General features: G+C 74.4%; 15 protein-coding genes. 9 read left to right on the top strand and 6 right to left on the bottom strand.

Features of this window, described 5'->3' with window-relative positions; genetic code table 11:
• Nucleotides 1–164 precede the first annotated feature (164 nt).
• The 4 genes from H1A17_RS25650 to H1A17_RS25635 all read left to right on the top strand — a co-directional run bounded on the left by H1A17_RS25650 (nucleotide 165) and on the right by H1A17_RS25635 (nucleotide 2,758).
• Entirely contained in the window at nucleotides 165–683 is a 519-nt protein-coding gene (locus tag H1A17_RS25650) for an SRPBCC family protein (protein WP_145917744.1), read from the top strand.
• A 79-nt stretch (nucleotides 684–762) separates the two neighbouring features.
• Complete coding sequence (locus H1A17_RS25645; protein ID WP_194823077.1) at nucleotides 763–1,359, top strand: DNA-3-methyladenine glycosylase I; 597 nt, start codon at nucleotides 763–765, stop codon at nucleotides 1,357–1,359.
• Complete coding sequence (locus H1A17_RS25640) at nucleotides 1,356–1,940, top strand: hypothetical protein (RefSeq protein WP_145917746.1); 585 nt, start codon at nucleotides 1,356–1,358, stop codon at nucleotides 1,938–1,940. The genes H1A17_RS25645 and H1A17_RS25640 overlap by 4 nt, the downstream gene beginning before the upstream one ends.
• Before the next feature lie 65 nt (nucleotides 1,941–2,005).
• Nucleotides 2,006–2,758 carry an SDR family NAD(P)-dependent oxidoreductase gene (locus H1A17_RS25635; protein WP_145917747.1) on the top strand — a complete coding sequence of 251 codons (753 nt, stop codon included), beginning with the start codon at nucleotides 2,006–2,008 and terminating at the stop codon, nucleotides 2,756–2,758.
• Between the two features lie 43 nt (nucleotides 2,759–2,801).
• Here H1A17_RS25635 and H1A17_RS25630 read toward each other — a convergent pair whose 3' ends face one another.
• Nucleotides 2,802–3,593, bottom strand: a complete 792-nt coding sequence (locus H1A17_RS25630) for an enoyl-CoA hydratase/isomerase family protein (protein ID WP_145917748.1) — start codon at nucleotides 3,591–3,593, stop codon at nucleotides 2,802–2,804.
• Between the two features lie 4 nt (nucleotides 3,594–3,597).
• Nucleotides 3,598–4,416, bottom strand: a complete 819-nt coding sequence (locus H1A17_RS25625) for a PaaX family transcriptional regulator C-terminal domain-containing protein (protein ID WP_088647021.1) — start codon at nucleotides 4,414–4,416, stop codon at nucleotides 3,598–3,600.
• A gap of 191 nt (nucleotides 4,417–4,607) precedes the next feature.
• On the opposite strand from H1A17_RS25625, the gene H1A17_RS25620 reads away from it, so the two are divergent.
• Both H1A17_RS25620 and H1A17_RS25615 read left to right on the top strand, forming a co-directional pair.
• On the top strand, nucleotides 4,608–4,775 hold the full coding sequence (locus H1A17_RS25620; RefSeq protein ID WP_007455245.1) for a DUF3117 domain-containing protein: 168 nt from the start codon (nucleotides 4,608–4,610) through the stop codon (nucleotides 4,773–4,775).
• Between the two features lie 143 nt (nucleotides 4,776–4,918).
• Nucleotides 4,919–6,388: a M17 family metallopeptidase gene (locus H1A17_RS25615; RefSeq protein ID WP_145917749.1), complete on the top strand. Its 1,470-nt coding sequence runs from the start codon at nucleotides 4,919–4,921 to the stop codon at nucleotides 6,386–6,388.
• A gap of 75 nt (nucleotides 6,389–6,463) precedes the next feature.
• Here H1A17_RS25615 and H1A17_RS25610 read toward each other — a convergent pair whose 3' ends face one another.
• Nucleotides 6,464–7,072, bottom strand: coding sequence for an O-methyltransferase (locus tag H1A17_RS25610; protein WP_228544213.1), 609 nt, complete (start codon nucleotides 7,070–7,072; stop codon nucleotides 6,464–6,466).
• Nucleotides 7,073–7,402: 330 nt separating this feature from the next.
• Between H1A17_RS25610 and H1A17_RS25605 the strand changes: the two genes are divergently transcribed.
• Nucleotides 7,403–8,740: a S1C family serine protease gene (locus H1A17_RS25605; RefSeq protein WP_194823079.1), complete on the top strand. Its 1,338-nt coding sequence runs from the start codon at nucleotides 7,403–7,405 to the stop codon at nucleotides 8,738–8,740.
• Nucleotides 8,741–8,813: 73 nt separating this feature from the next.
• Nucleotides 8,814–9,242: a preprotein translocase subunit TatB gene (locus tag H1A17_RS25600; RefSeq protein ID WP_145917751.1), complete on the top strand. Its 429-nt coding sequence runs from the start codon at nucleotides 8,814–8,816 to the stop codon at nucleotides 9,240–9,242.
• A gap of 110 nt (nucleotides 9,243–9,352) precedes the next feature.
• On the opposite strand, the gene H1A17_RS25595 is transcribed toward H1A17_RS25600, so the two are convergent.
• The 3 genes from H1A17_RS25595 to H1A17_RS25585 all read right to left on the bottom strand — a co-directional run bounded on the left by H1A17_RS25595 (nucleotide 9,353) and on the right by H1A17_RS25585 (nucleotide 12,556).
• The gene (locus tag H1A17_RS25595; protein WP_194823076.1) at nucleotides 9,353–10,501 is read right to left on the bottom strand and encodes a P-loop NTPase; all 1,149 of its coding nucleotides are present in this window, start codon (nucleotides 10,499–10,501) and stop codon (nucleotides 9,353–9,355) included.
• 134 nt (nucleotides 10,502–10,635) lie between these two features.
• The gene (locus tag H1A17_RS25590) at nucleotides 10,636–11,256 is read right to left on the bottom strand and encodes a DUF1003 domain-containing protein (protein WP_145917753.1); all 621 of its coding nucleotides are present in this window, start codon (nucleotides 11,254–11,256) and stop codon (nucleotides 10,636–10,638) included.
• On the bottom strand, nucleotides 11,249–12,556 hold the full coding sequence (locus H1A17_RS25585; protein WP_194823075.1) for a magnesium transporter MgtE N-terminal domain-containing protein: 1,308 nt from the start codon (nucleotides 12,554–12,556) through the stop codon (nucleotides 11,249–11,251). Before H1A17_RS25585 ends, H1A17_RS25590 begins: the two co-directional genes overlap by 8 nt.
• Nucleotides 12,557–12,589: 33 nt before the next feature.
• On the opposite strand from H1A17_RS25585, the gene H1A17_RS25580 reads away from it, so the two are divergent.
• The gene (locus tag H1A17_RS25580) at nucleotides 12,590–13,459 is read left to right on the top strand and encodes a PhzF family phenazine biosynthesis protein (RefSeq protein ID WP_194823074.1); all 870 of its coding nucleotides are present in this window, start codon (nucleotides 12,590–12,592) and stop codon (nucleotides 13,457–13,459) included.
• Nucleotides 13,460–13,514: the final 55 nt, after the last annotated feature.

Raw genomic sequence — 13,514 nt, 5'->3', positions numbered from 1 at the left:
GTCCGCCCGTCCACCGGGACGACCGACACGCCCGCTACCGACGACCCGCCGACCGGGGCGGCCGCCGCCGACGACCCGCCGGCCGACGACCGCCCCGGCACGGACCGGGCCGGGGAGCCCGACGCGGACCGTCCCGGCGGCGCGGTGGTCCGCTCGGAGCCGGTGTGACCGGACCCGATCCGGCCGGCGGCGGGTTGGCCGACGAGGCGGCCCAGCCCGGTGCCGGCGAGTTCACCGCCACGGTGATCGTCGACGCCCCCGCCGAACGGGTCTTCGCCGCGCTGACCGACTGGGAGGGGCAGTCCGACTGGATTCCGCTGACCCGGGTCCGGGTGGTCGAGGGCGACGGCGGCGAGGGCAGCCTCGTCGAGGCGGTCACCGCGCTCGGGCCGGCGGCGCTGCGCGACGAGATGCGGGTGGTCCGGGTCGACGCCCCGTACGAGGTGGGCGTGGTGCACTGCGGCAAGCTCCTGCGCGGCCCGGGGGTGCTGCGCTGCACCCCGCTGGCCGACGACCGCACCCAGGTGGTCTGGCACGAGTGGTTCCACCTGCCCGGCGGCACGGCCGGCCGGGTCGCCTGGCCGCTGCTCTGGCCGGGCTCCAAGGCCAGCCTGACGCTGGCCCTGAAACGCTTCGCCCGCCTGGTCGAGTCCGGCCGGCTGCCCCGCCCACCCACGCCCTGACGCCCCGCAGCGCGGCCGGCCGGGTCGCGTCACCCGGCCCCGATGCCGGGTGTCAGGCCCCTGGCCTAGCGTGTGACGGGTGACTGACCTGGTGACCGGCCCCGACGGCCTGCCCCGCTGCGCCTGGGGGGCGAGCACCCCGGACTACGCGACCTACCACGACACCGAGTGGGGCCGCCCGCTGCGCGGCGACGACGCCCTCTACGAACGGCTCACCCTGGAGGCGTTCCAGTCCGGGCTGTCCTGGCTGACCATCCTGCGCAAACGGCAGGCGTTCCGGCTCGCCTTCGCCGATTTCCGGATCGAGCGGGTCGCCGCCTTCGGCGACGCGGACGTGACCCGGCTGCTCGCCGACGCGGGCATCGTCCGCAACCGCGCCAAGATCGAGGCGGCGATCGCCAACGCCCGCGCCGCGCTGACCCTGCCCGCCGGGCTCTCCGCCCTGCTCTGGTCGTACGCGCCGCCGCCCCGGCCGGCCCGGCCCGGGTCGTTCGCCGAGGTGCCGGCGTCGACCCCGGAGTCCGTCGCCCTGGCCAAGGCGCTCAAGAAGCAGGGCTTCCGCTTCGTCGGCCCCACCACGGCGTACGCGCTGATGCAGGCCACCGGCATGGTCGACGACCATCTCGCGGGCTGCCACGCCGGTGCCGTCTCCTCCCGTGATGGGATGGGGTCATGACCGTGACCGACCACCGCAGCACCGGCCCGACGGACGTCGACGGCGGGCCGGGCGGCGACGCCTGGGCGGTGCTGCTCCCGGCCGGGCGGCACGACGCCGAACGCCTCGTCCACCACGACACCCTGGAGCTGGCCGTCCCGGCCGGCGGGCCCGCCCCCCGCCCCGGTGACCGGGTGGCGGTGCTGGCCGACGGGCCGCCCCGGCTGGTGGCGCTGGGCCGGGTGGCCCGCAACGACGAGCGGGCGTTGCTGGTGACCTACACCCGGCGGTCGTTCGACGCGCCGGTGCCGGCCGGGCAGGTGGCCGTCGCCGGCCCGGTCACCCCGCTCGACCCGGGCACCTACCGCGAGCTGGTCGACCGGCTCGGCCCGCCGCCGTCGCGCCGGACCTGGCTGGTCAGCCTCGACCTGCCGATCGAGGCCGAGTCGCGGGCCGAGGCGGTCCGGCTGTTCTGGTCGTACGTGCAGGAGCTGGGCCCGGCCGAGCTGCCCGCGTTCGTCTCGCCCAGCGGCGACGAGCTGGCCATGCAGGCGTTCGTGCTGGGCGTCGAGGCCAACCAGGACCCGGAGGAGGACGACTAGCCGCCCGCCGACCGGGTATGGGCGCACCGGTGCCGGCGCCCGGTCGGCCGGTCGAGGGAGGGCCGATGCGGTTCCAGGACAAGGTCGCATTCGTCACCGGTGGTGCCTCCGGGCTCGGCGAGGCCACCGCCCGGCGGTTCGCCGCCGAGGGTGCCCGGGTGGTGGTCGCCGACATCAACACCGAGGGTGCCGAGCGGCTCGCCACCGACCTGCCCGACGCCCTCGCGGTCACCGTCGACACCGGTGACGCCGACGCGGTGGAGCAGGGCGTCGCCGACGCGGTGCGGCGCTACGGCCGGATCGACCTGATCTTCAACAACGCCGGTATCGACGGCCGGCAGCAACCCCTGCACGAGATGGACGTCGAGAACTGGCAGAAGGTCCGCCGGATCAACGGCGACGGGGTGTTCCACGTGCTCAAGTACGGCATCGAGGCGATGCTGCGCGGCGGCGGGGGCGCGATCGTCAACACCTCGTCCACCACCGGCCTGGCGGCGCAGGAGAACATCTCCCCGTACACATTCACCAAGGCCGGCATCGTGGGGCTGACCCGGTCGGCGGCGGTTGAGTACGCGGCCCGCAACATCCGGGTCAACGCGGTCGCCCCCACGGTGGTGATGACCCCGCTGGTACGGCACTTCATCGACAGCGCGCCCGACCCGGCGGAGATGCGGGCCCGGATGGAGTCGTTCAACCCGAAACCCGGCATCCCCAGCCCGGACGACGTGGCCGGTGTGGTGCTGTTCCTCTGCTCCGACGACGCGGCCTGGATCACCGGCCACACGGTGCCCATCGACGGCGGGTACGTGGCCCGCTGACGCCGGCATGTCGTCGCGCGCCCGCCCGGCCGGCCCACCCGGCTCAGTTGCCCTGGAAGACCGGCTTCTGCTTGTTGACGAACGCGGTGGTGGCGGCCCGGTGGTCGGCGGTGCCGCCGCAGATCGACTGGGCCTGCGCTTCGGCGGCGAGGGCGTCGGCGAGGGTGCCCGCGTCGGCGATGGAGAGCTGCCGCTTGATCGCCCCGTACGCGACGGTCGGGCCGGCGGCGAGCCGGGCGGCCAGCTCGTGCGCGGTGGGCAGCACCTGCTCGTCGTCGTCGACCAGCCGGGTGAGCAGGCCCAGCCGGGACGCCTCGTCGGCGGCGACCGGCTCGGCGAGCATCAGCAGCTCGACGGCCTTGGCGTGGCCGACCAACCGGGGCAGCGTCCAGGACGCCCCGGTGTCGGCGGCGAGGCCCACCCCGGCGAACGCCATCAGGAACTTCGTCTTCGGCCCGCCGATCCGGAAGTCGGCCAGGAACGCCAGCGAGGCGCCCGCCCCGGCGGCCATGCCCCGGACGGCGGCGACCACCGGCTTGGGCAGGTTGGCCAGCCGGGCGGCGATCGGGTTGTAGTGCGCCCGGACGGTGTCCAGCGGGTCCCGGCCCGGCGACTCCAGGATCTGTACGTGCTCGCGCAGGTCCTGGCCGGCGCTGAACGAGCCACCCGAGCCGGCCAGCACCACGGCCCGGCAGGACCGGTCGGTCTCCAGCGCGGCCAGCGCGTCCCGCAGCGCCTCCTTGAGCGCCACGTCGAGCGCGTTCATCGCGGTGGGGCGGTTCATGGTCAGGGTGACCACGCCATCGGTGCGGTCGACGAGCAGCGGCTCGGTCACGTCTCTAACGGCCCTTCTGTCGGGGGACCCGGTTGCCGGCGTCGAGGCACTGCTCGACGTACCGGTCGGCGGCCGGCCGGAGCCGGGCGGCGTGCCGGTCGAAGAAGCTGGCGGCGGCGGTGCCGGGCCAGCGTTCGGGGAGCAGTGCCGGAGGGAGTTGAGGGTCCTGGAACAGGAAGGTACGCCACGCGTGCACCAGCCGGAACCGGGCCGCGTACGCCTCCTCGTCGCCACTGCGTACGGTCACCCCGGCGAGTTGGGCGCGCTGCTCGGCGACGAACCGCTCGTACGCGTGCCCGATCTCGCCGAGGTCCCAGGCGCGGCGGACCACGCCCATCGCCCCGGGGGTGCCGGCGGCGTGCGCGGCGGTGAACCGCTCGTAGCGCACCCCGGCCTCCTCCAGCAGCAGGTCGACGTCCTCGCTGGCCCGGGTCGCCACCCAGGTGTGCTCGTCGAGGGTGCCGTAGCCGAGGAAGCTGAGGTTGGCGGCGAGCCGCTGCCGGTCCCGCCGGGCGGTCGGGGTGGACAGGACGAGCAGGTCGAAACGCCCGTCCCAGGTGATCCGGCCGGTGCGGTAGATCCGGGCGGCGGCCTCGTCGAGCCGGCGGACCGCCTTCGGTGTGATCGAATACCCGGGCCCGGAGGCGAGCCGCAGCGGCTCCAGCCAGCCCTGGCGCACCATCCGGGACACGGCGGTCCGGACGGCCGGCGGGGCGACGCCGAGCGGGGCCAGCAACTTCACCAGGGCGGCGACCGGTGCGCGCCCACCTCGCGTGCGGAGATGGTCGCCGTACAGGTCGAAGAGTGCCGACCGTGCCTGCATGACCGCACATTGTGACAGGCCTTCTCAAGATAAGCTAGATGCTGTTACATCAATGCTGCTCCGGTTTGGGTCCGGCGGTGTTCATCAGGGAAAATCGTGGTCGACGCCCCCGCGTACCTTGCGGGTGGTCATCACGAAGTGGCTGTGGGGCAGTACACCGACCCTGATGTATAGGTCTGAGGGGAGACAACATGGCGGCGATGAAGCCGCGGACGGGCGACGGTCCGCTGGAAGTCACCAAGGAGGGTCGGGGCATCGTCATGCGGGTCCCGCTGGAGGGCGGTGGCCGGCTCGTCGTCGAGATGACTCCCGACGAGGCCAACGCGCTCGGTGACGCGCTGAAGGCGGCTGCCGGCTGATCGGCCGACACTCCGCGCGGTGCCGCGCGGAAGGTCCCTGGTCCCTGAGTCACCGGCACCGCCGGTGACTCAGGGACCTCGTCTGTCCCCAGCGGGTCGTCGAGGTCCCGCACCGCCAACTTTTCCCGGAGGTACGGTCCAGCGTGCTCGCCATCAGTCTCGCCGCCACCCCCGACGGGTCGGACGTCATCGTCCTGCCCGTCCGCGCCGCCACCGACGCGGACGACGCCGCACCGGCGCTGGTCGCCACCGCGTCGCCGCCCACCGACGAGGTGCGGGCGCAGGCGCGGGCGCTGCTGCCGGTCACCCGGCTTACCGGGCGGGCGGGCGAGACGCTGACCCAGCTACGCCCCGGTGGTTCCCCGGCCCGGCTGCTGCTGCTCGGCGTGGGCGACGGCGGGGAACGGGCCTGGCGGACGGCCGGCGCCGCGCTGGCCCGTGCCGCCGTAGCTGAGACACATGTCACGTTGGCGGTGCCGGTCGACGCGTCCGCCGGGGTCGTCCGGGCCGTCGTCGAGGGGCTGCTGCTCGCCTCGTACCGGTTCCGGCTGACCGAGGCGGGGACGACGCCCGCGCTGGCCGGGGTGACCCTGCTGACCACCACGCCGGACGCGTACACCGGGGCGGTCGAGACGGCCCGGACCACCGCCGCGATGACCCGCCTCGCCCGGGACCTGACCAACACCCCCTCGGCGGTGAAGAACCCGCAGTGGTTCGCCGCCCAGGTGGCCGAGGCCGCCGCCGACCGGCCCGACCTGCACCTGCGGGTACGCGGGCCGCAGGAACTCGCGGACGAGGGCTTCGGGGGCATCCTCGCCGTCGGCGCCGGCTCGGCCAGCGGCCCCCGCCTGGTCGAGCTGGACTGGCGGCCCGCCGACGCCCGGCAGCACGTCGTCCTGGTCGGCAAGGGGATCACCTTCGACACCGGCGGCATCTCGATCAAGCCGGTGCCGGCGATGAAGCTGATGCGCAAGGACATGGCCGGCGCGGCGGCGGTGGTCGCGGCCACCCTCGGCGCGGCGGCGCTGCGGCTGCCCGTCCGGGTCACCGCGCTGACCCCGCTGGCCGAGAACATGGTCAGCGGGTCGGCGTTCCGCCCCGGCGACGTCATCCGGCACTACGACGGGACGACCAGCGAGACCACCAACTCCGACGCCGAGGGGCGGCTGGTGCTCGCCGACGCGCTCGGCTACGCGGCCCGGGAACTCCGCCCCGACCTGCTGCTCGACCTGGCCACCCTGACCGGCGCGAACGCGGTGGCGCTGGGCAAGCGGACCGGCGCGCTGTACAGCGACAACGACGAGTTGGCCGCCGCCGTGCTGGCCGCCGTGGCCGACGCGGGCGAGGCGGCCTGGCGGATGCCGCTGCCCGCCGACTACCTCGAACACCTCGGCAGCGACCTGGCCGACCGGCACAGCTCCCCGGACCGGGGGGCCGGCTCGGTGATGGCCGCGCTCTACCTGCGCGAGTTCACCGGGGAGCTGCGGGACCGCTGGCTGCACATCGACATGTCCGCGCCGTCCTGGGCCGACGGCGACGACGCCGAGCTGACCCGGGGCGCGACCGGCTGGGGCGTCCGGGGCCTGCTGCGCTGGCTGGCGACGCTGGACTGAGCCGCCGCCGGACCGGGTGCCCGTCCCGCGCCCCGGCGCGGCCGGCGCCCGGTCCTGCTCAGCGCCCGGTCGTGCTCAGCACTTGACTGCGGCCAGCAGGCCGTGGCCGACCGGGAGCAGGGCCGGAATCCACTGCTCGGCCTCCCGGATCGCCTTGACCGTCTCCCGCATGGTCACCGTCTCGGCGTCCCGGGCGGCCGGGTCGCCGATCCGGCCACCGGCGAAGCCGCCGTTGAGGGCGAGCACCCCACCGGGGCGCAGCAGCCGCAGGGCGGCGTCGACGTACGCGGCGGAGCCGGTCGTCTCACCGTCGACGAAGATCAGGTCGTACGCGCCGTCGGCGAGCCGGGGCAGCACGTCCAGCGCCCGGCCGGTGATGATCCGGGTACGACCGGACGGGAAACCCGCCTCGACGAAGATCCGCCGGGCGATCCGCTGGTGCTCGACCTCGACGTCGATGGTGGTGAGCACCCCGTCGGCGCGCATCCCGCGCAGCAGCCACACCCCGCTGACCCCGGTGCCGGTGCCGATCTCCACCACCGCGCGGGCGTTGCCGGCGGCGGCGAGCAGGCGCAGCGCCGACCCGGCGCCGGGGGTGACCGCGTCGAGGCCGACCTCCCGGGCGAGGCTCCGGGCGGTCCGCAGCACGATGTCCTCTCCGACGTACGACTCGGCGAACTGCAACGACTGCGCCGTCGGGCTGCCGGAACTGGCGACCGTGGCGATGGGACACCTCCGGGCGGTGGTGATGGTGCGGGGAGCGGGTGGGCGCTATGAGCCTAGAGGCGAGGCTCCTTCGGCGCAGCCGCGAGTCCACCCGTGACGGTCCGGACGGCGCGGCGGCGGCCCGGCGGGTGGGGCACGGCACCGGTCCGGGCGGCGCGCAGCCGGGCGGTGGGCGGGTGCGGGCGGACAAGAGCTGACTCCGCCCGGCGCATCCGTGCAATCCTGGATGGGGTGCCCCCTGCGCCGTGACCGCCACCCCCGGTCGTGGCCCGGGGCACCGGGGGACGACTGGGAGGCACCGACGTGACCGACGGCTGGGACTGGCGAGTGCCCGGCGGGACTCCGGGTTCGGCGGGGCCGCCGCCCGGCCCGCCGCAGACGGCCCCGGCGACGCCGTACGGCGGTGCCGGCGGGTCGGCCTCACCCTGGTGGTCCGACGCGCTCGCCGACCCCTGGCGGGACCCGTACGCCCCGGCTGCGGTCGTGCTGCCCAGCGTGCCGGCCGCCGGCGCCGCGCCGGAGCCGGTCACCGACCCGGATGCGCCCGGCCGGCCTCGGCTGCGCCAACTGCTGCTCGTCCCGCTGATCGTGGCGTTGCTCGCCGGCACCCTGGGCGGTGCCCTCGGGTACGCCTTCGCGGTGCGCGGCGGTGTCGGCGGCGGGGTCACCCTGGGGGCCGGCCCGGCCGAGGGTCCCGCGCTGGCCCAGCGTCGCCCGGACTCGCTGGCCGGGGTCGCCGGCCGGGTCCTGCCCAGCGTGGTGACGATCCGGGTGGCCGGCCCGGCCGGCACCAGCGAGGGGTCCGGGTTCATCGTCAGCACCGACGGTTACGTGGTCACCAACGACCATGTGGTCGCTGACGGCACCGGCCGGGCGTCGGTGACCTTCAACGACGGCAGCAGCTCCCCGGCGACGGTGGTCGGCCAGGACCCGGAATCGGACATCGCGGTGATCAAGGTGAACCGCACGGGGCTGCGGCCGATCGAGTTCGGTGACTCGGACGCGCTCGCGGTGGGGGACCCGGTGCTGGCCATCGGTTCGCCGCTGTCCCTGGCGAACACGGTCACCGCCGGCATCATCAGCGCGTTGGACCGCACCATGCAGGCGGGGGAGCCGGGCGGGCCGGTCCGCTACTACGCGGCGATCCAGACCGACGCGGCGGTCAACCACGGCAACTCGGGTGGCCCGCTCGTCGACTCCGCCGGCCGGGTGATCGGGGTGAACTCGACGATCAAGTCGCTGGTGGCGGAGGGGCAGGAAGCGGGGAACATCGGGCTCGCCTTCGCCATCCCGATCAACCAGGCGAAACGGATCACCCAGGACATCATCGGCACGGGCAAGGCCCGGCGTACCGTGATCGGGGCCCAGGTCGCCGGGACCGGGACGGCCACCCGGGCGGGCGTCGGGGTCCGCCTGGCGGCCGTGGAACCGGCCGGTCCGGCGGCCGGCGCGGGGCTGCGGACCGGGGACGTCGTGCTCAGGCTCAACGGTCGGCCGATCAACGATCCGACCGACCTGATCGCCCTGGTCCGCAAGTTCGCCCCCGGGTCGGTGGTGACGGTGGAGTACCGGCGCGGGTCGACCCGGCAGAACGCCTCGGTGACGCTCGCCGCGGACGCCAAGTGAGGGCCGTTCACCCCCTCCCGAACCGGGGCCTGACGTGCGTAGGCTTGGGTCGACGTGACGAGGAGGCCCTGCGGTGCTCGACAACCTGAACTGGTGGGAGATCGGCGTCCTGCTGCTCCTGGCACTGCTGATCTTCGGGGACCGGCTGCCCAACGTCATCAGCGACGGCCTGCGGATGGTGCGTAACCTGCGCGCGATGGCCCGCAACGCGACCGGCGACCTGAGCCGTGAGCTGGGCACCGACATCCAGCTGGAGGACCTGCACCCGAAGGCGTTCATCCGCAAGCACCTGCTCAGCGAGGAGGACGAGCAGGCGATCCGCAAGCCCCTCCAGGGCGTCTACGACGACCTGCGGGCGGACGTCACCGGGGTGCACGAGGAACTCAAGGGCGTCGCCGACCGGATCGACCCGAGGGCCGCCGCCCGCAAGAGCACCGCGACGAGCACCGCCACTCCTGCTCCCGCGCCGGCCCCCCGCCCCAGCTACGACGACGCCACCTGAGCGGCGGCCCGGCAGCGCGTTGATCCCCGCAACGGGGCCCCGGTAGCGGTATCCCCCGGTGGGGATACCGCATCATCGGCCCAGCCGGGTCGATCACACCCGGGACGCGGTCAGCGCCCGGCGGGCTTGAGCCCCAGCGACTTGCCGAGCAGCGACTCCCGGCGTACCGCCAGCCGGTCGGCCACCTGGTGCAGCGCCTTCGCGGCGGGCGCGTCCGGCGCGGCCAGCACGATCGGGGTGCCGGCGTCGCCGCCCTCACGGACCCGGCTGTCCATCGGGATCTGGCCCAGCAGCGGCACCTGCGCGCCGATCGTCCGGCTCAGCGACTCGGCCACGGCCTCGCCACCACCGGAGCCGAAGACCTCCATCCGGGACCCGTCCGGCAGCTCCAGCCAGGACATGTTCTCGATGACGCCGACGATCCGCTGGTGGGTCTGCAACGAGATCGCGCCGGCCCGCTCGGCGACCTCGGCCGCCGCGGCCTGCGGGGTGGTCACCACCAGGATCTCGGCGTTGGGCAGCAGCTGGGCGACCGAGATGGCGATGTCGCCGGTGCCCGGGGGCAGGTCGAGCAGCAGGACGTCCAGTTCACCCCAGTAGACGTCGCCGAGGAACTGCTGCAACGCCCGGTGCAGCATCGGGCCCCGCCACACCACGGCCGCGTTGCCCGGGGTGAACATGCCGATCGAGATGACCTTCACGCCGTTCGCCTGCGGCGGCATGATCATGTCTTCCACCCGGGTGGGCTTGCCCTCCGCGCCGAGCATCCGGGGCACCGAGTGGCCGTAGATGTCGGCGTCGACCACGCCGACGGACAGGCCCCGGGCGGCCAGCGCGGCGGCCAGGTTGACCGTGACGCTGGACTTGCCGACGCCGCCCTTGCCGCTGGCCACCGCGTAGACCCGGGTGCGGGAGCCCGGCTGGGCGAACGGGATCACCGGCTCGGCGGTGCCGGTGCCCCCGCGCAGTTTGCCCTGCAACTCCTGCCGCTGCTCCGGGCTCATCACCCCGAACTCGATCTCCACGCCGCTCACCCCGGGCACCGCGCCGACGGCGGCGGTGATGTCCCCGCGCAGCTTGTCCTTCAGCGGGCAGCCGGCCACGGTGAGCAGCAGCCCGACCCGGACCACGCCGTCCTCGCCGATCTCGGCGGAGCGGACCATGCCGAGGTCGGTGATGGGCCGACGGATCTCCGGGTCGTTGACGGTGGCCAGCGCGGCCTGGATCGCGTCGGAGAGGGTGCTGACGGGAGCTGACATGCGGGCAATGCTACGTCGGGCGGCCGGGGCGTCCGCCAACAGCGGGGCCGGGTGTGAGCGAATCGATCGGCCGGCCGGGGCCACCCCGTCCCACCGGACAAAGCCGGACGATCGGGTACGGGTGCCCGGCCCGCTCAGCTGTCCGGGCGGTGACCGTCGCGGGCGTAGTCGCCGTCGAGATCGTCGCGCGGCTCGTCGAGCGGCGGCTCACCCCCGCCGGACCGGCCCTCACCGCGCGGCCGTTCCGGCTGCCGCAACTCCCGTTTCTGCCGCCGCTGCGCCGCCGCGTCCAGCTCCTCGGCCAGCCGGGCCAGCTCCGAACGGAGGAAGTCCCGGGTCGCCACCTCACCCAGGGCGATCCGCAGCGCGGCCACCTCCCGGGCCAGGTACTCGGTGTCCGCCTTCTGCATGGTCGCCCGGCGACGGTCCTCCTCCAACGCCACCCGGTCCCGGTCGGTCTGCCGGTTCTGCGCGAGCAGGATCAGGGGGGCCGCGTACGACGCCTGCAACGACAGCACCAGGGTCAGGAACGTGAACGTGTACGGGTCGAAGCGCAGGTCCGCCGGGGCCAGGGTGTTCCAGCCGAACCACAGCGCGATCACCACCGTCATGTAGACGATGAAGTTCGCCGTGCCCATGCCCCGGGCGATCCCCTCCGACCAGCGGCCGAACGCCTCCGGGTCGAACCGGGGCAGCTTGACGCCCCGGGGCTCGCGCGGCTGGTCCAGCCGCTCGGTCCGCCGCTGGTCAGCCATCGGTGTCACCGCCTACCGGCGTGGTGGGCAGCTCCGTCGACTCGTCCGCGCCCGGGGTGGACACGGCGTCGCGGTCCCGCCAGTCCCGGGGCAGCGAGTGGTCGAGCACGTCGTCGACGGTGACCGCGCCGACCAGCCGGTTGTTCCGGTCGACCACCGGCATCGCGACCAGGTCGTAGGTGGCCATCCGGCGGGTTATCTCCGGCAGCGGGGTGGTCGGCCGCAGCGGATCGATGTCGTTGATCACCACCCCGCCGAGCAGGTCGGCCGGGGGTTCGCGCAGCAGCCGCTGGAAGTGCACGATGCCCAGGTAGCGGCCGGTCGGGGTGGTCATCGGGGCGCGGGTCACGAAGACCTGCGCGGCGATCGCCGGGGAGAGCTGCTCCTCCCTGATCCGGGCCAGCGCCTCGGCGACCGTGGCGTCCGGCGGCAGGATCACCGGTTCGGAGGTCATCACGCTGCCCGCCGTACCGGAGGTGTACTTGAGCAGTTGGCGGACCGGGTCGGCCTCGTCCGGTTCCATCAGGTCGAGCAGCACGTCCTGCTCCGGCGGGGGCAGCTCGTTGAGCAGGTCGGCGGCGTCGTCCGGGTCCATCTCCTCCAGCACGTCGGCGGCCCGTTCCCGGTCCAGCGCGGCGAGAATCTCCACCTGGTCGCGTTCGGGCAGCTCGCTGAGCACGTCGGCGAGACGTTCGTCGTCGAGGGCCGCCGCGACCTCGTTGCGCCGGGCGTCGGGCAGATCCTGCAGCGCGTTGGCCAGGTCGGCGGGGCGCATGTCCTCCAGTACGGCCAGCAGGTTGGCCGTACCCCGGTTGTCGGCGATGCCACTCAACCCGCGTACCCGGTCCCAGTCCACCTGGTGCAGGTGGCCACGGCGGGTCAACCGGCTGGACTGCTCGCGGACGGCGACCCGGGACAGCGACCACTCGCCGCCCCGGCTGCACTCCATCGCCACGTCGACGACCGCGCCGGGCTGGCCGCCCGGTTCGAGCTGCACCCGCCGGTCCAGCAGTTCCTGGAGGACGAGCAGCTCGTTGGGGCGTTTGGAGAAGCGGCGCAGGTTGAGGGTGCCGCTGCCGAGCACGATCGCGTCGGCGTCGATGGAGGTGATCCGGTTGATGGACAGGAAGATACGGCGGCGCATCGGCATCTCGGCCACCAGACCCACCACCTCGGGCGGGCGCTGGGTCGGCCGGATCCGGGCCACGGCGTCGCGGACCCGCCCCACCTGGTCGCCGTTCGGGTCGAAGACGGCGACTCCGGCGAGTCGAGCGATGTAGACCCGGTTCGGCGTGCTCACGGCCACCAGCCTAAGCGCCTAATGTTTATCACCATGTCGACCCTGGCCTACGAGATCGTGGACGTCTTCACCGACCGCCCGTTCGCCGGCAACCCCCTGGCCGTGGTGTTCGGCGCCGAAGCGCTGGCCACCGAGCAGATGCAGGTGCTGGCGATGGAGTTCAACCTGTCGGAGACGGTGTTCGTGCTGCCGCCGACCCAGGTGGGCGCCACCTACCGGGCCCGGATCTTCACCCCGACCGGGGAGTTGCCCTTCGCCGGTCACCCCAGCGTCGGCGCGGCGGTCACCGCCAGCCGCCGTGGCCTGTTCCCCGCCGGGTCGGTCAGCCAGGAGTGCCACGCCGGGGTGCTGCCGATCGAGGTGACCGCGAACGGCGCCACCCTGACCGGCGGCACCCCCACCCTCGGGCCGGAACTCGACCCGGAACCGCTGCTGGAGATGGCCGGGCTCACCGCCGCCGACCACGCCGGCCCGGCCCCCCGGGTGGCCGGCTGCGGGCTGGAGTTCCCCTACCTGCCGGTGCACCCCGACGCGGTGGCCCGGGCCCGGGTCAACACGGTGGCCGCCCAGCGGTACGGGGTGGAGCACGTCAGCGTCTTCTCCTGGGACGCCGACACGCGTACCGCCCACGCCCGGGTCTTCGTGCCGGGGCTCGGCGTGCCCGAGGACCCGGCCACCGGTTCGGCCGCCCTCGGGCTGGGGGTGTGGCTGGTCGCCAGCGGTCTGCTCCCCGGCACCGGCCGCAGCGATTACGCCGTCCGGCAGGGCGCGGAGATCGGCCGCCCGTCCGCCCTGGCCTGCACGGTGACCGCCGAGGACGGGACGGCGGTCGGCACGACCGTGACCGGCCAGGTGATGCCGGTCGCCCGGGGCGAGATCCTGGTGCCGCCGTTCGTCGGGTGACCGGGCTACCGTCGCCCCCGTCCGGGCCGGCGACGGCAGTCGGGTGCCGACCGGG

It is taken from the genome of Micromonospora sp. S-DT3-3-22 (assembly GCF_015354745.1).
GTDB lineage: Bacteria > Actinomycetota > Actinomycetes > Mycobacteriales > Micromonosporaceae > Micromonospora > Micromonospora wenchangensis.
Note: the sequence above shows the minus strand (reverse complement) of the source record. Positions and strands in the feature narration are given on the sequence as shown.

Bases quoted from the DNA above. Each gene is read 5' to 3' on its own strand.
- H1A17_RS25640 (WP_145917746.1), top strand. From the start codon at position 1,356: ATGACCGTGACCGACCACCGCAGCACCGGCCCGACGGACGTCGACGGC.
- H1A17_RS25590 (WP_145917753.1), bottom strand. From the start codon at position 11,256: ATGGCTGACCAGCGGCGGACCGAGCGGCTGGACCAGCCGCGCGAGCCC.
- H1A17_RS25625 (WP_088647021.1), bottom strand. From the start codon at position 4,416: ATGCAGGCACGGTCGGCACTCTTCGACCTGTACGGCGACCATCTCCGC.
- H1A17_RS25595 (WP_194823076.1), bottom strand. From the start codon at position 10,501: ATGTCAGCTCCCGTCAGCACCCTCTCCGACGCGATCCAGGCCGCGCTG.
- H1A17_RS25580 (WP_194823074.1), top strand. From the start codon at position 12,590: ATGTCGACCCTGGCCTACGAGATCGTGGACGTCTTCACCGACCGCCCG.
- H1A17_RS25635 (WP_145917747.1), top strand. From the start codon at position 2,006: ATGCGGTTCCAGGACAAGGTCGCATTCGTCACCGGTGGTGCCTCCGGG.
- H1A17_RS25620 (WP_007455245.1), top strand. From the start codon at position 4,608: ATGGCGGCGATGAAGCCGCGGACGGGCGACGGTCCGCTGGAAGTCACC.